The organism is Thalassotalea insulae (assembly GCF_030161395.1).
GTDB classification, from domain to species: Bacteria; Pseudomonadota; Gammaproteobacteria; order Enterobacterales; family Alteromonadaceae; genus Thalassotalea_E; species Thalassotalea_E insulae.
On record NZ_BSST01000001.1, the window covers coordinates 1628846 to 1654585 of the forward strand.

Below are 25740 nucleotides of genomic sequence, written 5' to 3' on the forward strand. Positions count from 1 at the left end.
ATGCTAATGAATATTGCAAGAACACTCAAGCGTTTATCAAGCAATAACCATGCAACCATATATAACCATAGTACAATTTATAAGGTATTGATCCCTTTTAATTTCACCTGCTGCTGACGATGTACTAACTGGCGACAAATATTTACAAGATCTGAATGCAAGCCCCCCGCCGTAACATCTCTTCCAGCACCGGGGCCACGAATAAGTAACGGATTATCTTGATACCAGTGGCTTCTGATTTGAAAAACATTATCACAGGGTGTTAAATTGGCAAACGCATCATTTTCAGTTAAAACGGCTAACCCGACGCTAGCACATAACTGCCCGTTATCCTGGAGCGAAAATTTTGCAATATAGCGAATGCAGCATCCTTGATCAGCGGCTTGCAAATAGGCATCGGCAAAATAACTATCAAGCGCTGCCGCCTGTGCTAAAAACTCTTCGGTTGACAGTTGCTGTAATGCTTCCGGCACCAGGTTTTGACAATCTATATCAGTTAATGACAGTTCAAATCCCGCCATACGTGCCAAGATTAATAACTTACGTTGAACATCTCGCCCAGAAAGATCTTCTCTTGGGTCCGGCTCTGTGATCCCTTGCGCTAGGGCATCAAGCAGTAACTGTGAGAAAGGCACACTGTTATCATAGGTTTCGAATAACCAAGATAAGGTGCCGGAAAAAATCCCGGAGATTTCGATGATTTGATCACCACTATTGATTAAGTCTTGAATAGCATAGTTAATCGGTAATCCAGCACCAACCGTAGTATTCCCTAACCATAAACTCTTATGCTGCTGCGCCGTTGTCAGCAAATCATTGTAATGCTCAGTACTCGAAGATGCCGCCCATTTATTCGCACCGATAACATGAATTCCCTGCTTGAAAAATTCTCCATACAGCAGGCTAAATGCTTCACTGGGAGTGATATCAACGACGATTAATTCATCATACGGATGATTGGACAACCAAGACATTAATAATTGATGATCATAGTTTTTTGCCTCTTGCTCAAATAAGGCAAATGCTTGTGAAACTTCGATACCATCATTATTTATCAAAGCTTTCTTTGATGAAATTAAACCAACTAGATGTAAATTTTCTAATAACGGGATCTGCGTCAGCTGTTTTGGTAATAATTGTAAAAAGCGTTCACCAATATTGCCTAATCCCGCAACCACTAACCCGATGTGACGAGCGTCTTTGGTCATATCATGATGAACATGATTGAGCAGCTCAACTGAACAAGCCTGAGGTAAAATCGCGATCAAGCTATGTTGAAACGGGGAGTTAGCAATAGCAAAAACCTGCTCATGTTTTAATGCCCGCTTAAATCGCGCTTTTACATCACCATGATGGACAACTTTATGGCCAACGGTTGCCAAAATAGCTACAGGTGTAAATGACACTTCAGTATCATGACTGGCTAACCACTGACTGACCGCTTTTTGCTGTGCTTGAGAGATAACAATATAGCCCGCCTCAGTGTCGCTACAGATTGCAGCAAATAAATGCTGTGCCTGCTCTCCCTGTTGACCTAAAAAGCTTTCAGATTGCGCCAGTAACAAGTCATTTAAATAAGTTACCGACAACTCTTGTTTCGCAATTTGACCAAATTTCCCAATTTCTGTACCAGTATTTTGATAATCAAAACTGCTGGCAACGTGTAAATGGGTACTATGATCGGTTAACGGCTGTAAGGTTTTCGCATGTAACACCGGGTTACCTAACCGTCCTAGCTCTTTTGCTACGCCATTCGGTAAACGATGTAATTTACGGGCTGTTGGCACAACTCTGGGATCAGCACTGTAAATACCATCGACATCCGTCCATAAAGTGACATTTAGCGCACCAGTAAGTGATGCCATAATGGTAGCTGAATAATCGCTACCATTGCGTCCCAGAGTGCAAGTTTTTCCTGCGCTATCTTTACTGATATAACCAGTGACAACACCGAGCTTACCTAGTTGAGTAACTTGATTAAACTGCTCCAAGCTTATCCCGTTGTCAACAACACATTGTTGATCATTATTAATCACTAAAAAGTCACGAGCATCGAGATAATAACTCGGGCATACCCGCTCACTTAATATTGCTGAGAGTAAACGTGCTGACCATAATTCTCCAAACGACAGGAAATCCGCCTGATATTGTTCGGGTGTCGATGTTAGCCAATGAGTCAATTGCTGAATATCTGATTTAAGGTAATCAATCATACGCTCAGCAGTCGCTGCAGATAACAAACTTTTAATCAGCTCAACCTGAGCTTGATATAACTGTGCGATTGCTGATGTCAGGGTATCCTGACGCTCCAGCGCTAACTGATAAGTAGCAAACAAAGCATCTGTGGTATCACCATTAGCGGATACCACCACTAAATCATTTAATTGGCAGTGCTGACGAATAATATCAACGACCCGCTCAATACATTGTGCTGTTGCCAAACTACTGCCACCAAATTTGTGCACATGTACCGCTTGCTTAGCTAATTGATTGCGCTCCGCAGTTAACTGCTCTACTACATTGACCTGATTCATGATTTCTCGAATTCTTTACTAAATATGCTGGTTAACAGCTAACTTTGTTGACTGGCGACTAATCCCTGTTCAAGGTCTACTAAGATATCATCAATATCTTCGATACCAACAGAAATACGCACTAGCGACTGAGTGATCCCTGCTTCAATCTGAGCAGACAATTCCATTCCAGCATGGGTCATAGTCGATGGGTGACTAATTAAGCTTTCAACACCACCTAGCGATTGAGCTAAGGTAAACAAGGATAGATGATCAAATAACTTCTTAACTGCGTCGATCCCACCTTTAACTTCAAAACTCATCATAGAACCAAAATCAGCTTGTTGTTTTTTCGCAACTTCATGGTTTGGATGATCAACAAAACCTGGGTAATAAACAGCGTCAATAGCCGGATGAGCCCGTAAAAACTGCGCAACAGCCTCTGCATTTTGCTGATGTTGTTTCATCCTTACCGGCAAGGTTTTCAGGCCACGTAATGCAAGATAGCTATCAAAGGCGCTACCAGTAATGCCGATACAATTGGCCCACCACGCTAGCTCTTCACCAAGAGCTTGTTCTTTAGTGACTAATACCCCACCAACAACATCACTATGACCATTGATAAATTTAGTGGTGGAATGAAAAACAATATCAGCGCCTAATAATAGCGGTTGTTGTAATATCGGCGATAAAAAGGTGTTATCAACAGCAACCAAAGCGCCTGCCTCTTGGCTTGCTTTTGTCACAGCAGCAATATCTACAATGCGTAATAACGGATTACTTGGCGTCTCTATTAACACCAATTTAGGCTGATGGGCTAATGCGTCCGCTAATGCCTGAGGATCATTTTGATCGACGACAATTAACTTAAATTGACCACGTTTTGCTAAATGAGTAAACAATCGATAGCTGCCACCATAGCAGTCATGTGGAATAACGACAGTATCTTCGGTGCTTAGTAGTTGGCATAACAAATGAACCGCGGACATACCCGTACTTGTAACAATACCAACAGCACCTTGTTCTAGCTCTGCAACTGCACTGGCAAAAGTTGCACGGGTTGGGTTTCCGGTGCGCGAATAATCAAATTGACGTTTTTCATTAAACCCCTTGAGCGCATAGGTACTAGAAAGATGAATAGCCGGAATTACCGCACCATAGTGTTCATCAGTATTTATGCCTGCTCTTACTGCGGTAGTCGATAATTTATTCGCTGCCATCATATGCTCCAATTAGGTTAATATCGCATCATGCCAAAACCAAATAGATGTTTGGACGTCCAAAAGTCTAAATGTTTTAAATATAGGGGTCAAGAACTTTAGACATCTAAACTTCTACACATTCATTATTGACTAGCAAGCGTTAACCAGTAAAATCTATACCTGATACCTTGCGTTATCATAGCCTAGCCTGATAATGCGATAAATGAATAAAAATATAAATAGAGGTAATTCATGGCAGAGTGGAATGGTGAATATATAAACCCCTACGCCGAGCATGGTAAAAAAAGTGAACAAGTAAAAAAAATCACCGTTTCAATACCTTTGCGTGTTTTGAAAGTATTAACCGATGAACGGACCCGTCGACAAGTTAATAACCTAAGACATGCAACTAATAGTGAATTACTTTGTGAGGCTTTTCTGCATGCTTTTACTGGTCAGCCTTTACCGGATGATCAAGATTTGGCAAAAGATAATGAGCAAAAATTACCGGCAAGTGTCAGAAAAATATTAGCGGAAAATGGCGTAACTGATTTTAGTCAGTATGAAATCGACGACGAATAATCAATAAAAGGAAAAGGCTTTAGTGCCTTTTCCTTCATTTCCACAGCTATTCCTGCATATAATTTTCTGGCATTTCCAACGCCGCAACACCTGAATCCACGGCAGCCTGAGCAACGGCTCTGGCCACCCGAGCACATAATCTAGAGTCCATAGGTTTTGGAATAATATAGTCCTTACCAAAAGTAAGTGCTTGCTCACAACTGGCATCAACCACTTCCTGAGTCACCGGTTCTTTCGCCAATTCTCTTATCGCATGAACGCAGGCAACTTTCATTTCATCATTAATGGTTCGTGCTCTTACGTCTAATGCGCCACGGAAAATAAATGGAAAACATAAGACATTATTCACTTGGTTTGGATAATCTGAACGACCAGTGGCAATAATAACATCATCTCTGGCTGCCAGCGCGACTTCAGGTTTGATTTCAGGGTCCGGATTCGAACAAGCGAATATTACCGGATTATTAGCCATCATCGTAACATGCTCAGCCGTCAATAAATTCGGTCCGGAAACCCCAACAAAAACATCTGCTCCGTCAATCACTTGCTCTAACGTTCGTTTGTCGGTGTTATTAGCAAATAAGCGTTTGTACTCATTCAGGTCATCACGACGAGTATGAATCACCCCTTTAGTATCTAACATATAAATCTTTTCACGCTGAGCACCACATTTAATTAGCAGCTCCATACAGGCAATAGCGGCTGCTCCAGCGCCCATACAAACGATATTAGCATGTCTTAATTCTTTGCCCTGAATTTCCAGCGCATTGATCATTCCGGCTGCTGTAACAATCGCGGTACCATGTTGATCATCATGAAATACTGGTACCTTACAACGCTCGATTAACGCTTTTTCTATCACGAAACATTCCGGCGCTTTAATATCTTCAAGGTTAATACCACCAAAACTATCAGCGATATTAGCCACAGTATTAATAAACTCATCAGGGGTTTTATGTTTCACTTCAATATCGAATGAATTAATACCAGCAAAGCGCTTAAATAATAATGCTTTTCCTTCCATCACCGGCTTAGACGCCATCCCACCTAGATTGCCCAAGCCCAAAATAGCGGTGCCATTGGTTATCACAGCGACGGTATTACCTTTACCGGTATATTTATAAACATCATCAGGGTTTTCCGCAATCGCTCGCACTGGTTCGGCAACTCCAGGGCTATAGGCAAGAGATAAATCCTGACTGGTTTCAGCAGGAGTGGTCAGTTCGACACTAATTTTCCCGGGTAACGGAAACTGGTGATAATCAAGCGCTTGTTGTTTAAAGTCTGTCATTAGTCTGTCCTAGGGGCGTTATACCAATTTGGTTATATATTTAATGATGCTTATTTCTTTTTATTATTATTTTAGATAATAGCCTAACTATTATCGTTAATTCAAGCAGCTTGATCGGCTAAACCCTGCATTTTTACTAGCATTAGCGCCAATGCCATTGCATAGCATTGCAAATAGATGTCGATAATATTCATTATCATTAACACTGATTTTTGCAGAAGATAAACGAAGTTATGAAAAATAAAGAAAAAAAGAGGCTAACATGCCGCTATCTTTCACACGATAGCAGCTGATAAAAAGCGAAAACCATGCTATTTTGCATAAATAATCAGCAAAGTATTCAATATAAATTACAAAAAATAAATATAAAAAAACCGCCAACAGGCGGTTTTTCAATAACATTGAATGATTAACTACTCGTCAAACGGATTCACTAAAATAATAGTTTCGTTACGATCTGGTCCGGTTGAGATAATATCCACTGGTACACCGGTAACTTGTTCAATACGCTTAATATAAGCTTTGGCATTTTCTGGTAGGGCATCAACAGATGTCACACCAACAGTCGAATCACTCCAACCAGGTAGTGTTTCATAAACAGGAGTGATCTCATCATAGCCTTCTGCAGCCGTCGGCGGCACAGTGATCACTTCACCTGATTTAGTTTGATAGCCAGTACAGATTTTTAACTCTTTCAGGCCATCTAAAACATCAAGTTTCGTTAAACAAAAACCAGTGATACTGTTAATCTGAACAGCTCTGTGCATGGCAACGGCATCAAACCAACCACAACGTCTTTCGCGTCCAGTTGTTGCACCAAATTCATGACCGACAGTGCCTAAGTGTTCACCAATTTCATCATCAAGTTCTGTTGGAAACGGGCCTGAACCAACACGAGTAGTATAGGCCTTAGTAATACCTAAAATATAATCCAAGTATCGAGGACCAAAACCACAGCCAGTAGAAACACCACCAGCAGTCGTATTTGATGAAGTAACGTATGGATAAGTGCCGTGATCTATGTCCAATAACGTGCCTTGCGCACCTTCAAACATAATAGAGTCACCCGCTTTACGCGACTGATCAATTATCTCAGAAATATCAGCGATCATATCCATAATCACTTCACGAACCGATAAGGCATCGGCCAATACTTCTTCATAGCTAACCGCATCAACTTTATAGTATTGCGTTAATGCAAAATTATGATACTCAACAATTTCTTTTAATTTACTAGCAAATGTTTCAGCATTAACTAAATCACCAACACGCAAGCCACGACGGGCCACCTTATCTTCATATGCCGGGCCAATACCACGACCAGTAGTACCTATCGCTTTATTACCACGAGCTTTTTCACGCGCGACGTCTAGCGCGTTATGATAAGGAAGAATTAACGGACAAGCGTCACTGATTAATAAACGTTGACGAACTGGCACACCGCGTTCTTCTAACATTTTAATTTCTGTCATTAATGCTTTTGGACAGAGCACAACGCCATTGCCTATCAAGCATTTAACATTGTCACGTAATACCCCAGATGGGATCAAATGCAGAACGGTTTTTTCACCATTGATAACTAGTGTATGACCAGCGTTGTGACCACCTTGATAGCGCACCACATACTTAGCTTTATCTGTCAGTAGGTCTACGACCTTACCCTTACCTTCGTCACCCCATTGAGTGCCGAGAACTACAACGTTTTTACCCATGTTCACATTTTGGAAAAAAAATTAGGCGGGGATTCTATCAAAATTACAAATTGAGTCCAAGCAATTATTTGCTGCTTTTTAGTACAATTTGAAAATATCAAAGATCAATAAAGGCTTAGGGCGTGTTAATCTTTAGCATATATTTTCTATGCCAACTTGCTAATCCGTTAGTTAAATTAGCCAGAGAATGATTGCACCAACTAGGATAATAGTAATACCGATGGAACGAATCGCTTGCGGCGTTTCTTCCGCCAATTTTAATACATAAGCGCGCCACTTATTGGGAAACAATGCCGGGATCAATCCTTCAATGATTAAAGCAATTGCCAAAGCTGTCATTAGTAATTCGATATTCATAATAATAATTATACCTAAGAAAAAACAAAAGCCATGACAATGCCATGGCTTTTTATTGTTCAGTACTAAAGATTATTTATTTTTAGTACTGTCTTTTAGATAATGAAAGAAATCGCTATCAGGTTTAACTACCATAATGTCATTCTTAGAACTAAAGCTTTTCTCGTAAGCCTCTAAACTTCTAACAAAGTTAAAAAATTCAGCATCTTTACTGTAAGCATCCGCATAGACCTTAGCCGCTAGCGCATCCCCTTCACCACGAATTTCAAATGCTTGTTTCTGAGCGGTTGCTAACATGACCGTCACTTTCGCATCGATTGTTGCGCGAATAATTTCAGATTGCTCCTGACCTTGCGATCTATGCTCTTTTGCTACCGCAGTACGCTCTGCACGCATCCGATCATAAATCGAGTTGCTCACTTCCTGTGGTAAGTTGATCGCTTTTACACGCACATCAATAACATCGATACCCAGATCTTCTCGGCTACTTGCTGCACTATCTAACGCTTTACTCATGATTTCATCGCGATCACCTGAGACAATTTCTTTAATAGTACGAGAACCGAACTCAGTTCGTAAGCCATTATTAATTTTTTGTTTCAGTAACGCTTTAGCATTTTCAATAGAGCCAGAGGTTCGTAAGAAATAAGTAGAGAAGTCAACAATACGCCACTTAGTATAGGAGTCGACCATTAAGTCTTTTTTCTCTGAGGTTACAAAACGATCTGGCGCCTCATCCAGGGTTTGAATACGGGCATCAATTTTACGGACCGATTCTATTAATGGGATTTTAAAATGCAAACCAGGTTCAAATACTATCATTTGTCCTGCATCATCCCGTTTAATTTTAGAAAACTGGAAAACTATGCCTCGCTGCCCTTCAAAAACAACGAATACTGAAGAGACCACTAACACAAATAATATGGTGACTATCGCAATAGTAAAATTTTTCATTTGTTAGTTTCTCCCGCCGTTAAAACGATCTGAACGACCAGAAATGGATGGTGCAGTATTTGTTGTGTTGGTACTGTTACCAGTATTGGTTGCCGATTGAGGCATTCTCCGTTGAACCGTTGATTGTTGCTCCATAATTTTATCTAGCGGCAAATAAATCATATTATTACCACCTTCAACATCGATCATAACTTTACTGGTGTTACTGTAAACTTTTTCCATAGATGATATATATAACCGCTGCCTAGTCACGTCTGGCGCAGCCTGATATTCCGGCAATAGTTTTTCAAAACGTGCCACTTCACCCTCTGCATCCAATACCGTTTGCTGTTTATACGCTAAGGCTTCCTGTTCCATACGTTTCACTCGACCACGCGCTCGAGGCTCAATACCGCGAGCATAAGCTTCTGCTTCACGTAAGAAGCGCACTTCATCTTCTTGTGCGGCAATCGCATCATCAAAGGCATCTTTTACTTCTTCCGGCGGTCTGGCATCTTTAAAGTTAACATCAACAATAATTAAGCCTAAGTTATATGGCTCGATAATTTTCTCAAGTTCAGTCCATACTTCTTGACGTACTTTTTCACGACCACTGGTTAAAATATCATCCATTCGGGCATGACCAACCACATAGCGTAATGCACTATCAAGTGACTGGCTTAAGCTATCATCAGCATTAGTAACGCTAAAAATATAATTGCGAGGGTCAACAACGCGATACTGGATCTGCATCTCAACGCGAACCACATTTTCATCCTGCGTCAACATAAAACCGGCAGCTGGTAAGTCTCTGGTGGTTTGAATATCAACCGGAATAATGCGTTCAATAAAGGTCCATTTCCAACGTAAGCCTGGTTCAACCGTACCTGCATATTGACCAAAACGCAGCACTATGCCTTTTTCCGCTTCTTTAACTGTATAAAAGCCGCTGAAAACATACACTAACACTGCAACTATCAGTATTAAACCTATGCCGATTGAAGAAAAACTTTTGCCGCTGCCACCACCGGATGATTTGCCGCCGAAGATGCCACCAACTTTATTACTTAAGTCTTTTAATAAATCATCTAAATCTGGTGGTCCTTGATTCTTGCCACCTTTGTTTTTCCAGGGATCTTTATCGTCTTTCCCCGGTTCATTCCAAGCCATGATGCTCTCCGCTATTCAAACTAAAAATTGGAAAATTGACATAATAAGTCAAACAATCTGCTTAATATATCAGTCTGTTAACTTTCAATAAAGCCTTGTATTAATGCTTCGTCCTGTTTAATAAATCGCTGCCATTCTCGAACCGGTAATTTTACTTTTAACAAACAATTACCTTGCTCATCATATTGCTCATCCGCAATACAATTTAATTGGTATAAAGCACCGCGTAACTTACCGTAATTAGGAGGAATGCACAGGCTATGCTTAACTATTTGCTTACCTAACCGCTCCGTTAACGCCTGAAACAACAAATCAATGCCTATGCCTTGTTGCGCAGATAACCATACCCGAATCGGCAGACCAGCTTCATCACGATCAATACGAGGCTCAATATCTTCAAGACAATCAATTTTATTACACACTAGCAATTGAGGCACTTTATCTGCTTCAATTTCTTGTAACACTTCTTGTACCTGATCAATATTTTTACTTCGTCTTTCATCAGCAATGTCGACAACATGTAGCAATAATTCAGCTTCTCGGGTTTCCGTTAACGTCGCCTTAAACGCCGCGACTAAATCATGTGGTAAATGACGAATAAAACCAACAGTATCAGCTAGTATTGCCCGTCCAACATCCGCAATTTCGATTTTGCGTAATGTCGGATCTAAAGTGGCAAACAGTTGATCTGCAGCATAAACGTCAGCTTCTGTAATACGATTAAACAATGTAGATTTACCAGCATTGGTGTAACCCACAAGTGAAACCGTCGGTATTTCCGCTCGATTTCTCGCCCGACGCCCCTGCTGACGTTGTTTTTCTACTTTCTCTAGCCGCTTACGAATGCTGATCATACGTTCACGTAGTAAGCGTCTATCAGTTTCCAGCTGGGTTTCCCCCGGGCCACGTAAACCAATACCACCTTTTTGTCGCTCTAAATGGGTCCAGCCACGGATCAATCGAGTACTAATATGCCGAAGCTGTGCCAGTTCAACCTGCAATTTACCCTCGTGAGTCCTGGCCCGTTGCGCGAAGATATCTAAAATTAGCGTAGTACGGTCAACAACCCGGCATTCACACAAAGCTTCGATATTTTTTTCTTGTGACGGTGATAAACTGTGATTAAACAATATAACGTTGGCATCATAAAGTTTAACGGCATCGGCGATCTCTTCTGCCTTGCCGCTACCAACAAAATACTTACTATGAGGGGTATTACGCTTTCCACTAACAACGGTTAACGATTTAATACCCGCAGAATCAACAAGCATTTCAAATTCTTGTAAATCCTCTCGGGCATTTTCATCAGGAAAATCTATATGAACAAGTATCGCCTGCTCACCTGCTTGATACCTATCAAACAAATGAGCGACTCCATACAATACCAGTTAAGTTCATTAATCTTGTTGATCCATAGGTTGATTGTAGCCGGCTTGATTTGGCTGAGGTGCAGTATTAACCGCTCTTGCCGGGACAACAGTTGAAATGGCGTGCTTATACACCATCTGGCTGACAGTATTTTTCAGCAATATCACAAACTGATCGAACGACTCTACTTGTCCTTGTAGCTTAATGCCATTTACTAAATAAATTGCGACTGGAATGCGATCACGACGTAAAGCATTCAAAAATGGGTCTTGTAACGATTGCCCCTTTGCCATTATTTGGCCCCTTTTGTTATTGTTGTCAAAACTAATAGTTCAAAATGAACTGTGATTTTACGGTGCTCTTTTTAAACGATAATAAACGAACTCATTGTTTACTATCTAATAAAACTAATTATACATCAATGTTTAAAGTTTGCTTACCGCAGATAAAATTTGTTGTAAGTTATTTTTATCTTCCATATCAAGCCATTGCAAATTCGGCCAGTTACGTAACCAAGTCAATTGCCGTTTAGCTAATTGCCGGGTCGCACAAATCCCTCTATAAATCATTTCTTTATGATCAAATTCACCCTGCAAGTATTGCCACATTTGTCGATAGCCGACACAACGAATAGACGGCAAATCCTGATGTAGATCTTTACGCTCTACCAGTTTAGCGACTTCCTGCTCAAAACCTTGAGCAATCATTTGTTCATATCGTAACGCAATTCGATCGTGTAAATCTGCACGTTCTTTCGGCGCAATGGCAAACTGTAAAACGTCACCCGCTAACTTATCACCTTTTATCGCAGTCAATTGTGATAAAGTTTTACCCGTTATGCGATATACTTCTAACGCTCGAGTAATACGCTGAGGATCATTAGGGTGGATGCGCTCAGCAGATTGCGGATCGACCTTAGCTAATTCTTGATGCAACCATACCCAACCGTGCTGATTTGCCTGCGTTTCGATGTGCTGACGAACCGCTTCATCTGCTTGCGGTAATGGTGAAATACCATCAATCAAGCTTTTAAAATACATCATGGTGCCGCCAACCAGCAATGGAATGCGGCCCTGAGCACGAATCTCAGCAATTTCAGCCAAAGCATCCTGACAAAACTCTGCCGCCGAATAACTTTCACCGGCATCTCGAATATCTATCAGACGATGCGGATATTTTGCCAGTTCTTGCGCCGTAGGCTTCGCCGTGCCGATATTCATATCACGATAAACTAATGCCGAATCAACACTGATAATGTCACAAGGTAATGCATCTGCCAGTTCAAATGCTAACGCAGTTTTCCCTGAAGCTGTGGGACCCATTAAACAAATAACCGGTGGCTGTTTAGCAGAATGTGAAGTAAACGATGACATATAAGCTCAACTCAATGCTTGTATTGCAGATGTAAGGTCAATAACCACCGAATTCAAGAGTAATTGCTGATTAATTTGTTCAGTCTCTACTTTCACTAGTTGATAGTATAAAGCATTCATTTTACTCTGATCGAACGAATGTTCTGTAATCTCTGCTAAATTCATCACGTCAGCAACAGCGAACTGCCAGCTTTCATCCGTTAACGTCTTATTTTCCTGCAGTAATTCCATTAATTTAGTTATCAGTGCATTAAAGCTGGCACTAACATCTTGATGACGAAGTAATGCCGGAAACTGACGAATTTGTATTGCATTATTAGCCAGCAGCTGCACCACAATGCCCGCTTGTTTAAACAGTGTGATGTTATTTTCGATAAAGATAATTTCTTCCGCACTAAAAACAAGCTTTACTGGTAATAATAAGGGTTGACTGGTTAAGCCACTTTGCCATTGCCGGGCAATATTTTTTTGATCAAAATAACGTTTCAATTTAACTAACGACAATAACCTCGGCTGATTGTCGGCAAAATACAATGCATAAGCCGGAGCAACAAATTGCAAACCGCTATCAGTAGTTATAGCGCTTTGGTGTACTGGCGAAGCCTGCTCAACTGACAAAGCATCTTGGTGCGGCGTCATTAACTGCTGATATGCCTGACTACTGGCACTGTTAACCACCGAAGTGCGCTGCTGGTTATAATGGCTCGTAGGTTGTTTAACCCCGTAGGAGTTATCACTCGGCTGCAGTTTCGTAACATAGTCCCGACTTTGCTGATAAGCATGCTCGACCGTGCGCTGAGTTTGAGCTTGCCCACGTTCAACCTCTGCATGTTCATCTGTAGCTTCATCGGTATCCATTGCCAGCGTTTGTATTAATGCCCGATGGCAAACAGAATAGATAAAATCATGAACATAGCGTCCCTGATGGAAGCGAACTTCATGTTTGGCTGGATGAACATTAACATCCACTTCTCTGGCATTTAGTTCTAAAAACAGCACAAATGCCGGATAGCCATCACTTGGTAGCATTTCCTGATAAGACTGACGAATCGCATGATTAATCAACTTATCCCGCATCATACGACCATTGACATAGCTGTAACAAAGATCGTTTTGATTACGACTAAAACTAGGTTGCGCAATCCAGCCAGATAAATGCAAGCCATCATGCTGACAGTCGACCTTAATGGCATGTTCGATAAATGCCTGGCCGCAAACCTGAGCCACTCGTTTTGCTTTTTGACTATCACTGTTTGCCACACGATATTGACGGATCGTTTTATGATTATGGGTAAGTGTAAATGCAACATCAAAGCGTGCTAGCGCAATACGCTTGATCACTTCTTCAATATGACTAAATTCAGTTTTTTCAGTACGCAAAAACTTGCGCCGTGCCGGCGTATTAAAAAATAAGTCGACAACATCAATAGTAGTTCCTTTAGTATGCGCTGCTGGTTGCACAACGACATCCATATCCCGTCCCTGAGCACAGGCTTGCCAGGCATTTTCTTGCTCTGCGGTCTTTGAAGTTAAAGTTAGACGGGCTACCGAACTAATACTCGCTAATGCTTCACCACGAAACCCCAGTGAACAAATAGCTTCGAGATCGGTCAAATTTTTAATTTTGCTAGTGGCGTGGCGACTTAACGCTAAGGTTAATTCTTCTTTAGCAATACCGCAGCCATTGTCACTAATGCGAATACGCTTAGCACCGCCTTTTTCGATATCTATTTTAATCGCGGTAGCGCCGGCATCTAAACTATTTTCAACCAGCTCTTTTACCACCGAGGCCGGACGCTCGACAACTTCCCCCGCTGCAATCTGGTTAGCGAGCCGGGCCGGTAATATTTCTATGGTCATTGATTATTAATCTGCTCTCGGGATCTTAAGGGTTTGACCGATACGGACAACATTAGATTTCAAATTATTGACGGATTTTAATTGACCAACCGATACCTTGTAACGTTGTGCCACAACAGAGAGTGACTCTCCTCTCGATACGCGGTGTTTTTTATATCCAACAGAGGCGTAATACGTACCATCAGGTGCATTAGAAACGAAATACCTATCAATAGACTTAAAAATAGCCTCTGCTAATTTATACTGGTGTGAACTTGAATTTAGTCTTTCTTCTTCTGATGGATTAGAAATGAAGCCTGTTTCGATTAAGACACTAGGAATGTCTGAAGACTTTAATACCGCAAGACTTAACCCTTCAGGCTTTTTCTTATGTAGTTTGGTAACTTTCCCTAGTTCACTTAACAGGTATTCGGCAAATGCATAGCTTGTTGCCATAGTGTATTCTTTTTTCATATCCGCTAAGGTAAGCGCTAGATTAAAATCTTTCGTTTTTTTAATGGTTTCACCTGCACCACCAAGCAATTCAGATTCCCGTTGACGATTAGCTATCCAACGTGAAAACTCGGAATTTGCTCTCCTACTTGATTGCACCAGCACGGAAGCTCCACTAGGTTTAGGGGAAGTAAAGGCATCGGCGTGAATTGACACTAAAAGATCCGCTTTATTTTTACGTGCGATTACCGTTTTACGGTTATGGTTGACATAATAATCCCCTGTTCTCACCAGTACTGCCGACAACCCTTTTTTTGCATCAATCAGTTTTTTAAGCTTTTTGGCAATTTTCAATGTCACGTGTTTTTCATAACTTCCTCGTGCACCGATGGAACCAGGATCTTCACCGCCGTGACCAGCGACAATTGCAACGACTATATCCCGCTTATTATTACTTTGCGGATTAACTTTTCGTACCACACGATTTTGATCGAATAGGTCGACCACTAAACGATTACCATATTGGCCAGCAGGCGCTAATGGAAAGATACTGAGCTTATACTTTTCTTTTAATTCCAATACTAGGCGTGTACCGCCTTTCGCCTTGGGTTTAGATTTTCGAATCTTTAAAATTCGCTGATCCTTTTTCGCAAGTTCAGCTAACGCCACCATATTTTGTGTACTACTGAAATCGATTACTAGACGATTGGGTGAGGACAGCTGAAAGTAGCTGTAATCTGGAGTCTCTTTCAAATCAAAAACTACGCGGGTATTTTCAGGGGCAGGCCAAACACGAATACCATCAATACGATTATCACTAGCTGCATTAGCAAAAGTGCCAAGTATCAGTACAGTAAATACCGTGGTAGTTAAGAGCTTTTTAATTACGCCCGATATCATTTAAACCAACCTCTTATTAACGCTATGGTTACTTTAACACCTGTAACAATCGTTCGCCCAATTGACTTTGCGGACAAAGCTCAATAACACGTCCTTGCTCTTGATAGCAGATATTAATGATAACATCCGCTTTTGCCAACAGACCATTGCCTTTTTCCGGCCATTCAATAAAACAACAGCAATTACCCTGAAAATACTCTCTGATCCCCATAAATTCTAATTCTTCAGGATCCGCTAAACGATATAAATCAAAATGATAAACCTGCCATTCAGCTAATTCATAAGGCTCAACTAAAGTATAAGTCGGACTTTTGACATTGCCTTGATGTCCCATGCCCTGGACAAACCCCCGAGTCAACGTGGTTTTACCCGCGCCTAAATCTCCGTTCAAGTAGACCACAATACCACAATTAAGTTCTGATTTTACTGCATTAGCCATACGTCGACCAAAATCAACCGTCGCTTGCTCATTTGCCAGCTGAAACTGATAATTCTTGTCTGAATGTTGTGCTATGTCATTATTAGCTAATGTGGTCATAATTAGGTTTTGGACTCCTGATTTAAAAGTTGCCAAATATAAGGAAGTAAATCACTGGCCAGCATACCTATTTTCCCTTGGTGTTGTGCAACGTGATCTGCGGCTAAACCGTGTAAATAAACCGCTAAACGTACCGCATCGATTGCATTTGGCATTTGCATCAATAAAGCAGCAATTATACCTGATAATACATCCCCCATGCCACCAGAAGCCATACCTGAGTTACCACTGGTATTTATCCACGTACTTTCACCATCACAAATTAAACTGCCGGCTCCCTTTAACAGACAAATACCACCATATTGCTGGGCAATATTATTAACGGCCGTAAAGCGATCTTGTTCAACTTCTGCAACACTAGATTGTAACAACGCAGCAGCTTCTCCCGGATGAGGTGTTAACACCCAGTTATCATCTTTTTTGGGTGCAGCGGCAAGCAAATGTAATGCATCGGCATCTAACACACAAATCTTACCCGACGCCATCACTTGGTGAAAATTTTGTTGTGCCCAATGGTCCTGACCAAGTCCCGGACCACATAATAACACCTTGGCTTTTTGAAAAGCCTTCTGTTCGACTAGTTGACTATTATCGCTCTCAATTAGCATAAGTTCGGGCCGACCATTCATCACTATCATCCGATTATCTCGGTGACAGCAAACAGAAACCAGTGCAGCGCCAGACCGTAACGCTGCTTCACTCGCTAAACGGATAGCTCCGGGCATGCCTTGGCCACCGCCAATAGCAAGCAACCGGCCTATATCACCTTTATGACTAACAGCGCTGCGTTGTGGCAATTTAGGTAACGTTAGCTGCGACGATTTAGCACCACCTTGCAAATAAACATTAGAGTGAATAACGGATTGAAACGTATCCGCCAGGCCTAAACTAGCAAAATAGAGCTCACCGCAGTAATGTGCCGCCTTACCGGTTAATAACCCCTGCTTCGGCGCAATAAAGGTCACAGTTTGCCGAGCAATAATAGCATTATTAGCAACATCGCCGGTGGTTGCATTCAGACCGGACGGTACATCGACACTTAATACATTAATCCCACTTTGGTTCACTTGCTCGACAAGTTGTGCTATTTCTGGGGTTAACTGCCCTTTAAAGCCAATACCGAAAATTGCATCGACAATAAGCTGAAATTGCTCGCCCTGAAGAAATTCTTGACTAATAGTAAGGTCGTTTTGATACATAATAGTGATATCTGACCTGAGCAAACGTTGAAAGGCAGTTTTCGCATTACCTTTTATCTGCTCAGGTTGACAGCATAAATAAACCGTCACTTGCACCCCGAGTTCAGCCGCTAAACGAGCAATAACAAAACCGTCGCCGCCATTATTACCTTTACCGGCGATCACAAGTAAAGACGACAATTGTGGATAGCTATGATGAAGCAGATTAAACACCGCACTTCCTGCCTTTTCCATTAAAGCGGTCATCGCAATAGGAATTTTTGCGGCTATCTTAGCCTCATTCTCCAGCACTTGTGTCGCGCTATAGGCTCTTTGTGGTAAACTCTCCAGCAATTTTGTTACTAGCATCTTAAATTCGACCTTTAATGACAGCCTCAGCTACCAACTATCTAGAATTAGCAGAAAAAATCAAGTCCTGGGGAAAAGAACTTGGTTTTTCTCAGGTTGGCTTTAGCGATATTGACTTAACAAAACACGAACAACCATTAGCAAATTGGTTAGCGAATCATTATCACGGTGAGATGGATTACATGGCTAAACACGGATTAATGCGTGCTAGAGCCCATGAATTAGTACCAGATACCATCAGGGTGATCAGTGTGCGTATGGATTATTTACCTCAAGAGGCGAAATTTGCCCAAACGCTGAAAAATAAAGAAAAGGCTTATGTCAGCCGCTACGCTTTAGGACGCGATTATCATAAATTGATGCGCAAGCGCCTTAAGCAGTTAGGAGACAAAATTCAAACTTACTGCCAACAATTTAATTATCGCCCTTTTGTTGATTCAGCGCCAATACTCGAACGGCCGTTAGCGGAAAAAGCCGGGCTTGGCTGGGTCGGTAAGCATAGTTTGTTAATTAACCAAAAAGCCGGTTCCTGGTTTTTTCTTGGCGAATTATTGGTGGACATTCCATTACCTGTCAGCACACCAGAAGCCGAGCAATGTGGTTCTTGTGTCGCTTGTCTGAAAATATGCCCGACGCAGGCTATTGTCGCCCCTTATGTTGTCGATGCTAGACGCTGTATTTCTTATTTAACAATAGAGTTAAGAGGCGCAATTCCTGAAGAATTCAGGCCCTTAATCGGCAATCGTATTTATGGTTGTGATGACTGTCAGTTAATTTGCCCATGGAACCAATACGGTCAGCTAAGCGTCGAACAGGACTTCCAAGCACGCCAGCAGTTGGACGATGTCCAATTATTAACCTTATTTTTCTGGACAGAACAAGAATATTTAACCCGTACCGCTGGCTCACCAATTCGTCGTATCGGCTTTGAATGCTGGCAACGTAATATTGCTGTCGCCCTAGGTAATGCACCTTATGCGGATAAAATAGTTAGCGCTTTAAAAAGCCAGCTTGCAGCTGCGTCTGCAATGGTAGCAGAACATATTGAGTGGGCATTGAGACAACAAGAATCAAAAAAACAACAGGCCGAGCAAGCCATCACTATCACAGAAGTTAATCAACGCTTATCTGGACGACTGATTCGCTCAGTTGAAAAAGGTTTACCGCGAGATGCCTGAGGCTTTATCAAGACAGTGAAGTTTGACAAAGCATATTAGTGTTCATTTTCTTGCTCCGTAGTTGCCATTAAACTCAGCCATTTTTCTTTGACCTGAGCCACTGAACCTTGCGTTTTTTCATCCAGTTTTGTTTGCTCAAACAATGCTAACGCTTTATTAGCATTTTCAAGGTATTGCTCTTCAAATTCATCATTTTGTTTTAACATGACCAGAATTTTTAACAAGCTAATTGAGAATTTTACGCTGGTTGGTGCCAGTTGGATCGCCTGTAAAACCGCCTCCAATGCTGGCTGTAGACGCTGCTTCTGAAAGTGTTCAACCGCCATGTCATGCAATTGTTTTGGCGTAAAATGAATGTCGCTACGTTCTTGAGTTTCTTGTTGAATATAGCGATTAACCACTTGGCTAGTCAATGAGTCACCTGAAATCTGATTTTTGATTGACTCGAGTAATAGCATGGCTTCTTCTCGCATGCCAAGCTCATGATACACTTTGACTTTGTCCAGATTATCTTCAATTAGTGCGGTTGGACGAATAGACACCTGATTATCAACGATGCGCTGCGCTTTGGCTGATTCATTACGAGCGTTAAACACTCGTGCTCTGGCAACATTTATTTGCTCTTTAAACAAATCCGCATCTTCATATTCAGCTTCCAGTTGTTGAATATATTTATCCGTTTGCTGCAATATTTGCTCGGCCCCGCCATTAGTAATTGTCACGGCTAAATCAATGCCAGAACGAATGACATTGAGCAATAACTCAGGTGAATCATGAATCGAATTCTTAGCATTCTTAGCAATGCTCTTTGTCGCCTGATACTGCCCTTGATGATCATGGTTTAACCTGGCTAGATCCCAGGATTTTTTATTACGATCAATATTACGTGGTGCTAATGCCGTCGCTTTTTTAATTTCCTGATAAGCCAAATCATATTTTTCATTTTCAATATGATACTGAGCCAGCATATCATGAGTAGCAAAGCGGGTTTCCGGCCTGTTGACTAACGTTTTGATCAGATCTTCAATATCTTCTATACGACCTTGCTTGAGTAGCGCTCTGGCATAACCGATATAGACCCAGGAGTATTTATAAGTATTAAGTAGCTCTTTATAAAAATTCTCCGCTTCTTGAAATTCAAGCAAACTTAATAATGCTGTGCCTTTCATTCGTAGGATATTTGGATGAAATGATGCTAATTTTTTATTAAGCAGATGACGATCGGCATAATAAATCACTTTGGAAAATTCTCGCTGATCCAATGCCTGATAGATATTAAACAGCTGATTCTTTATTTTCAGTGTGTGCTCTAACCGCTTCTGTACTCGTAACGGTTGCAAAGGTTTAACCCAAAAATCATCCGGTTGTAATTCAATAATAGAATTAACTAACGATTCTTTGGTTTCCGTACATAAAAATATCAAAACGGTCGTTTTAGTGACATAGCCCTTAAACTTCAGTTCTTCCAGCAAATGGAAACCATCTTTATCACTTTTAACGTTAAACGCACAAATAATGATGTGAAACTTTGTCTCACTACATAATTTCAAACCAAAATAAGCGTTTTGTGCACAGCGAACTTCTCGAATGTCCATATTATACAAGGTATGCTTAAGAGCATCTTGCACTAAAGTATTGTCATCAATTATCAGAACTTTCAGATCACTGTATTCACCAAAAAAGGTTTTCTCCTGAGTTTTCATTAATACACGTCCAATAATTGATTAACTTTCATTATTCCGATTAACTTTTCTTTCATGGCACAAATCTAAAATAGCGATTCTCTCTTGCTCGGTAAAGCGTTGCCAACCAGTAATTTCATCCAAGTGACGAAAACATCCAAGACAAATATCACTTTCATCCAAACAGCAATTTCGTACACACGGGCTTAGATATTTATTATCCGGTAGCTTTTTTTCAATAGTCATCATATCGCCTGAACGTTCGCTATCAAGGTTGCTTTGGCGACATTTAACTCTGCTATTAGCGCTTTGCTATCACTAAGCGCATTGCTCGCCAGCACCTGAGTTAACTTATTCGTTAACAGCTGTATATTCTGTGCCGCGATAATTCGAGCTGTTTTTTCCAATTGCTGATTATCACGCTTCGCCTGCTCAATATTTTGTGCTGCTATATTTTGTTCAAGCTCTACAATCGTTCGATTGATATCTTCAATATAATCATCGAGCATAAAAACCGCCAATTCTAATGAACCTTGATTTTGCACATAACGAGCCAAATCAAAGACGTCACTTTGCTCTATACTAGAGCCACCTTCAACTGATTGCACCTGAGTTTTTGAAACCTGCAACGATTTATCGTCATTTTTTACCGTGACAACTTGTTTGTTATCTACAATCTGGGCTTCTCGATAGGTTATTTTTAACCAAGGCGATAATAATTTAACCAGTTTATCGATATCTAATATATTATCGATAACAGCAGCATGCCAATGAGAAAAAGCTTTTGCTTTTTTTATTGCAGGTTGATTGTCCTTCCCATCAATCGCTAAGTTAAAAACACCGCGACTGACTTTCTTGCCTACCGTCATCTCAACGAAAGGGTCAACAGCAAGCTGATTAAATAAAACTAAGTACCGACCACTTTGCCATCGTTCTAATAACATCTGTTGATGGCTGACTAAATGTACCTGCAAACCTAACCAATGCAATATTCGCGTTAACATTAACACCTGCTGTGGTTGTTCAGCAGCGACTAAAACTTCGACTTGAGATTGGCTAAACTGATATTGCTTAAATACTTCCGCCGCCGCCACTAAATTATTCGCTTGCTGAGTTTGAATAAATTGTTTTAATTGCTTAGCAAAATCAACGCTACGAATGGCTAATTCACTGTGCTCAAACAAACCAAGCTGGTGCAACTTAGTATTATATTGAGCTTGCAATACCATGACCTGAGGCCGAATAGGTTTAGCTAAAGTATTCAAATGATTTGTAATAGCTTCATAATGCTGATGAGCATCTTCAGCAGTGACAATCACCGCAGCTACCGGAGTGCGATTAAGGTGCTTACGGGTTAACGCCTTAACCAAGTGTTCAATAGTTTCTATATGTTCAACCTTGCCGTTAGCCTTAGTAAGCAAAGTAGTCAACTGCTGTGCCATCAATAATTCACGACTAAAGACGGTAAAATTAGCCTCTTTTAAATCAGTATCTTCTACCGCCTTGCCCCGCTGCGCTTGCGTCAATGCAATGGCTAAATCTAGACGAATATCACATTGATTTTCTGCTTCATTCACCCGCAAATTATCCGCATGATTGGCCTTAATTAGTGCTTGTAAATATTTAACAGGTAGGGAATTATCTTGTTGTTCCGACGTTAAACTGGCAAGAATTTTTAAGCTATCCGGTAAATTGCAATTCTCTTGTTCTGCATAAAGTTTAAACGCTAACTCTACCTTTTGTTGACCGGCATTTTTGTCAACAAGCCTAGCTTCTATCACAAGTCTGACATTAAATTTATCCTGCAAGCACAGTTTCGCAATACTAGCGATTAAACGATGAAACAAGGAGAGCTTCAACTGCCCACCGTGAAGCAATAACGGGTCTTGAATAAAAATAACTTTATTACGCTGCCAATTCGCCTGTTGGGCAATATTATGAATAGCTGATAATATTTCTTCAGGCACCCAAGCATCGTTTATTTGAAACTGCTGTTGTGTTTTTATTTGCTGTTCGATACCTAGTTGATGACACCAGTCAAGCGTTCGTTGTAGCTGGCGAGTTATTTGCAAAGAAGGCTCACCACTGCCAATAGAAGTGCTTTGGTTTTGCAGCATAGCGCGGATCAGCATCTGACTCAGCTGCTCAGCATAACTCACTAACTGCTTGTGCTGTTGCTGTTGCTGCTGAGTTATTGTTTGCTGTAACTGCTCAAGCTTTTGAGCCTGTTGATGTTGCGCATCATTTTTTGCCACCAAGATACTGTAATGATGTTCATGGTAACTTACGCTTACCAGCAGAGGTTGCTGTGCTAATGTCATCACAGCTACACTTACTTTTTCACCAGTTGTTTTAGCCTGTTTCGCCACTGCCAGCAGTTGTTTTATCTCTGTTGTCGTAAACGCATAGCGCCACGATTTCTTCTTCTCAGTATCACTAAATAACAATGGTTGTAACTGACGACAAAGCTCATAGTCACTGGACGCCAATATCACGCCCCCCTGCTCCAATAATTGCGTTGCTCGTTCAGTAAACTTATGCTGAAGCTGGAGAAAATCCTGCTCACTATATTTAGGTTTCGTCACCTGCGCTAATAACTGAGTTAACTGTTGCTGAAATAAAGTTCTGGTAAACAACTCATCTGAGCCAGCTAATTGCTTTTCTAATAATGACAAATTAGCTTCATCATAACGTTTAATCCCAAAGCGCAAATGACGCAGCAATAGGACAAAAAAGAAAATAATAGCGATGAACAACGCGATTAGCAGATATTCAACTTGTCGCTGAGATACTAAAATATTTGCCGGTAAATACCGATTAAATACGCTTGCCAGATTTTCCGACTGCGGTGCCGTAACGGACATAGGATTCAGTTGCTGCTGTAACGCAATAGAAATTGGCTCCAGTAACAAAAGAAATTCTTGCGCGACCCGAATATGACCTCGCCACTTCGCCATAATACTTTGCTCGGTAAATAACAGATTGCGCAAGGCAATAAGATTAGTAATCCGCTGTTTTTCCACCTCTGGCACTTGCTCAATCTGTTCAAATTGCTGCTGCCACAAGGTTAACACATCCGATAATTGCTGACTGACGTGATCAAACTCCACCAAGGGATAAGCTAGTGTTATTTGTTCAAATAACTCAGACACCCGCTGTACCGCTATCCGGGTTTGCATCGTTAAATCTTTTTGCTGTGCCAAAGCAAGGTATGCTTTTAACCGCGCCGTAGTGACTCTGTCACTCACCTTATCCTGCGCCAGTTGTTGATATAACTTATCTTGCTTGTCTTTTAATGCATTTTCGCTTGTTTTTAATCCATCCAACACTAACTGTAACTGAATCTCAGTACTTTCCCGCAATAACGCATTTCTATTTTCATTCGCCGCCAAACGATTAACCGTAATACGCTGCGCTTTCAATGCGCTATTGGCTGCTGCTAACTGACGCTGTTTGGTTGAAGGCAACTTTAGAATGGCTTCCAGTTCGCTAATTAACGCTAGGTAACCTTGCTGTAATTGACCCGCAGTTTGACTATTGCGCAGCTCTATTAACAATTTCTGAGCTTGATAGATATTTTGCTGATGCCGGTAGACGGTCGCAACTTGTGGTAAGTCTTGTTCAAGCACGCTGGATAATTGCTGTGTTTGCCAATAAAGCAAAGCGCCTAGCAATGTTAATGCTAAAATAAAAAGAAAAAAGAGTGCACTAAACCGAGAGTTAAGCTGCTGATAAAAAGGAGTCGACGAACTCATACTGACAATAACGACCTATCGAAAATAATGTAAGATTCATTATTAGGTTAAATTAATTGCCTCAGTGTAGGGAATTAGCTGCAAGAATCAAAGCGATTTATCCGCTCCATCACATATTCATTATTTTAACTTCAGGTTATTTATCGCTTTTTCAACACCCAAGCCCATTCCATTTGACAACAAATGGGTTGCTGGCCACTTTCATCGGTGATTTCCACCGGGATTATAATTGCTCCTTTTTCTACTTCATTAATTTGCTGACGCTGCTGCTCAGACAACTTAGCAATCGCGGTTAAACTTCCTTGCATTCTTCTTTGATAATCGATACGCATAGACTTAAGTAATGGCAAACAGCTATCCGACACATTCATGCCAAAAACAATGCCAGTCGCGGATTCAGCTAACACAGCAGCAGCAACCGCATGGATACCGCCGATATGATTTTGCACTTTTTTACGATTCGCGAGCTTAATTTCAACCCGATCATGAGCTATTGAACGAATATCAATACCTGATGTCCCGGCAAACTTTACTTTAGAACAAAAAAACTTAGTCAACACATAAGGCTGAATTCTTTTTGGTAATAACTGTACTTTACTGATCAAACGACTAAAACGATTACTCATAATCAATCCATACAAAGAAAAGATTATTCATTGTGAACTAAACTGGTCTGACCATCAATAGTGATCAGAAAAAAAAGCACAAACGCGCTTTTTATTACTTATTTAATCTTAGTGACCCATACTAGGACGGGTCATAAATTCGTCTTAAAGCGGGAATCACTTAAAGATTAAAAAAATGAGCTTGATATACTTTTAATTCGGCAATCGATTCACGGATATCATCTAGTGCCAAATGAACGCCCTTTTTTTCCACCTTTGCCAATACTTCAGGCTTCCAGCGACGAGCCAATTCTTTAACCGTACTGACATCCAGATTGCGATAATGGAAATACCTTTCAAATTCCGGCATGTATTTATTAATAAAACGGCGATCTTGTCCTATGCTATTACCGCACATAGGCGAAGCACCTTTTGGCACATATTGTTGCAAAAACTCTATGGTTGCTTCGCTCGCCCTAGCTAAGTCTACCTGGCTCTCCCGACAACGTTGTGTTAAGCCAGACTCACCATGAGTTTTAATACACCATTCATTCATATTATCAAGCACAGCATCCGTTTGATGAATAGCAAACACCGGGCCTTCAGCAAGAATATTCAATTGACTGTCTGTCACTATACTGGCTATTTCTAGAATAACATCATGCTCAGGCTCTAATCCTGTCATTTCAAGATCTAACCAAATTAAATTTGTCTCACTGCAAGACATACCTGTCCCTTAACT

The 25740-nt window shown here is 41.0% G+C and carries 21 protein-coding genes; 2 read left to right on the forward strand and 19 right to left on the reverse strand.

Annotation, left to right across the window (positions count from 1 at the left end):
- Positions 1–77: 77 nt before the first annotated feature.
- Complete coding sequence (gene metL, locus QQK06_RS07460) at positions 78–2534, reverse strand: bifunctional aspartate kinase/homoserine dehydrogenase II (RefSeq protein ID WP_284244027.1); 2457 nt, start codon at positions 2532–2534, stop codon at positions 78–80.
- A 38-nt stretch (positions 2535–2572) separates the two neighbouring features.
- Entirely contained in the window at positions 2573–3733 is a 1161-nt protein-coding gene (gene metB, locus QQK06_RS07465; RefSeq protein WP_284244028.1) for a cystathionine gamma-synthase, read from the reverse strand.
- A 234-nt stretch (positions 3734–3967) separates the two neighbouring features.
- Here metB and metJ point away from each other — a divergent pair, with 234 nt between their 5' ends.
- On the forward strand, positions 3968–4297 hold the full coding sequence (gene metJ / locus QQK06_RS07470) for a met regulon transcriptional regulator MetJ (RefSeq protein ID WP_284244029.1): 330 nt from the start codon (positions 3968–3970) through the stop codon (positions 4295–4297).
- A 46-nt stretch (positions 4298–4343) separates the two neighbouring features.
- On the opposite strand, the gene QQK06_RS07475 is transcribed toward metJ, so the two are convergent.
- The 12 genes from QQK06_RS07475 to QQK06_RS07530 form a co-directional block, all read right to left on the reverse strand.
- On the reverse strand, positions 4344–5588 hold the full coding sequence (locus tag QQK06_RS07475; RefSeq protein WP_284244030.1) for a malic enzyme-like NAD(P)-binding protein: 1245 nt from the start codon (positions 5586–5588) through the stop codon (positions 4344–4346).
- Positions 5589–6001: 413 nt separating this feature from the next.
- Positions 6002–7300, reverse strand: a complete 1299-nt coding sequence (locus QQK06_RS07480; RefSeq protein WP_284244031.1) for an adenylosuccinate synthase — start codon at positions 7298–7300, stop codon at positions 6002–6004.
- A gap of 171 nt (positions 7301–7471) precedes the next feature.
- Complete coding sequence (locus QQK06_RS07485) at positions 7472–7657, reverse strand: DUF2065 domain-containing protein (protein ID WP_284244032.1); 186 nt, start codon at positions 7655–7657, stop codon at positions 7472–7474.
- A gap of 72 nt (positions 7658–7729) precedes the next feature.
- Entirely contained in the window at positions 7730–8611 is an 882-nt protein-coding gene (gene hflC / locus QQK06_RS07490) for a protease modulator HflC (protein ID WP_284244033.1), read from the reverse strand.
- 3 nt (positions 8612–8614) lie between these two features.
- On the reverse strand, positions 8615–9760 hold the full coding sequence (gene hflK, locus QQK06_RS07495) for an FtsH protease activity modulator HflK (RefSeq protein WP_284244034.1): 1146 nt from the start codon (positions 9758–9760) through the stop codon (positions 8615–8617).
- A gap of 77 nt (positions 9761–9837) precedes the next feature.
- Complete coding sequence (hflX, locus tag QQK06_RS07500; RefSeq protein ID WP_284244035.1) at positions 9838–11124, reverse strand: ribosome rescue GTPase HflX; 1287 nt, start codon at positions 11122–11124, stop codon at positions 9838–9840.
- Positions 11125–11157: 33 nt separating this feature from the next.
- The gene (hfq, locus tag QQK06_RS07505; protein ID WP_284244036.1) at positions 11158–11421 is read right to left on the reverse strand and encodes an RNA chaperone Hfq; all 264 of its coding nucleotides are present in this window, start codon (positions 11419–11421) and stop codon (positions 11158–11160) included.
- Between the two features lie 132 nt (positions 11422–11553).
- On the reverse strand, positions 11554–12501 hold the full coding sequence (gene miaA, locus QQK06_RS07510) for a tRNA (adenosine(37)-N6)-dimethylallyltransferase MiaA (protein ID WP_284244037.1): 948 nt from the start codon (positions 12499–12501) through the stop codon (positions 11554–11556).
- A gap of 6 nt (positions 12502–12507) precedes the next feature.
- Entirely contained in the window at positions 12508–14361 is a 1854-nt protein-coding gene (mutL, locus tag QQK06_RS07515) for a DNA mismatch repair endonuclease MutL (protein WP_284244038.1), read from the reverse strand.
- 6 nt (positions 14362–14367) lie between these two features.
- Positions 14368–15693 (reverse strand): N-acetylmuramoyl-L-alanine amidase, encoded by a 1326-nt coding sequence (locus QQK06_RS07520; protein ID WP_284244039.1) that lies wholly within the window; start codon positions 15691–15693, stop codon positions 14368–14370.
- A 28-nt stretch (positions 15694–15721) separates the two neighbouring features.
- Entirely contained in the window at positions 15722–16231 is a 510-nt protein-coding gene (gene tsaE / locus QQK06_RS07525; RefSeq protein WP_284244040.1) for a tRNA (adenosine(37)-N6)-threonylcarbamoyltransferase complex ATPase subunit type 1 TsaE, read from the reverse strand.
- A 2-nt stretch (positions 16232–16233) separates the two neighbouring features.
- Positions 16234–17778: an NAD(P)H-hydrate dehydratase gene (locus tag QQK06_RS07530; protein ID WP_284244041.1), complete on the reverse strand. Its 1545-nt coding sequence runs from the start codon at positions 17776–17778 to the stop codon at positions 16234–16236.
- A gap of 17 nt (positions 17779–17795) precedes the next feature.
- On the opposite strand from QQK06_RS07530, the gene queG reads away from it, so the two are divergent.
- The gene (gene queG / locus QQK06_RS07535; protein ID WP_284244042.1) at positions 17796–18956 is read left to right on the forward strand and encodes a tRNA epoxyqueuosine(34) reductase QueG; all 1161 of its coding nucleotides are present in this window, start codon (positions 17796–17798) and stop codon (positions 18954–18956) included.
- A 35-nt stretch (positions 18957–18991) separates the two neighbouring features.
- Here the strand turns inward: queG and QQK06_RS07540 are convergent, their stop codons facing one another.
- From QQK06_RS07540 to orn, 5 genes are all read right to left on the reverse strand, one after another.
- Complete coding sequence (locus QQK06_RS07540; protein ID WP_284244043.1) at positions 18992–20659, reverse strand: response regulator; 1668 nt, start codon at positions 20657–20659, stop codon at positions 18992–18994.
- A 21-nt stretch (positions 20660–20680) separates the two neighbouring features.
- Positions 20681–20887: a DUF1289 domain-containing protein gene (locus QQK06_RS07545; protein ID WP_284244044.1), complete on the reverse strand. Its 207-nt coding sequence runs from the start codon at positions 20885–20887 to the stop codon at positions 20681–20683.
- On the reverse strand, positions 20884–24393 hold the full coding sequence (locus QQK06_RS07550; RefSeq protein WP_284244045.1) for a hypothetical protein: 3510 nt from the start codon (positions 24391–24393) through the stop codon (positions 20884–20886). The genes QQK06_RS07545 and QQK06_RS07550 overlap by 4 nt, the downstream gene beginning before the upstream one ends.
- Positions 24394–24533: 140 nt before the next feature.
- On the reverse strand, positions 24534–25019 hold the full coding sequence (locus QQK06_RS07555; RefSeq protein ID WP_284244046.1) for a DUF4442 domain-containing protein: 486 nt from the start codon (positions 25017–25019) through the stop codon (positions 24534–24536).
- A 160-nt stretch (positions 25020–25179) separates the two neighbouring features.
- Complete coding sequence (gene orn, locus QQK06_RS07560) at positions 25180–25725, reverse strand: oligoribonuclease (RefSeq protein WP_284244047.1); 546 nt, start codon at positions 25723–25725, stop codon at positions 25180–25182.
- Positions 25726–25740: the final 15 nt, after the last annotated feature.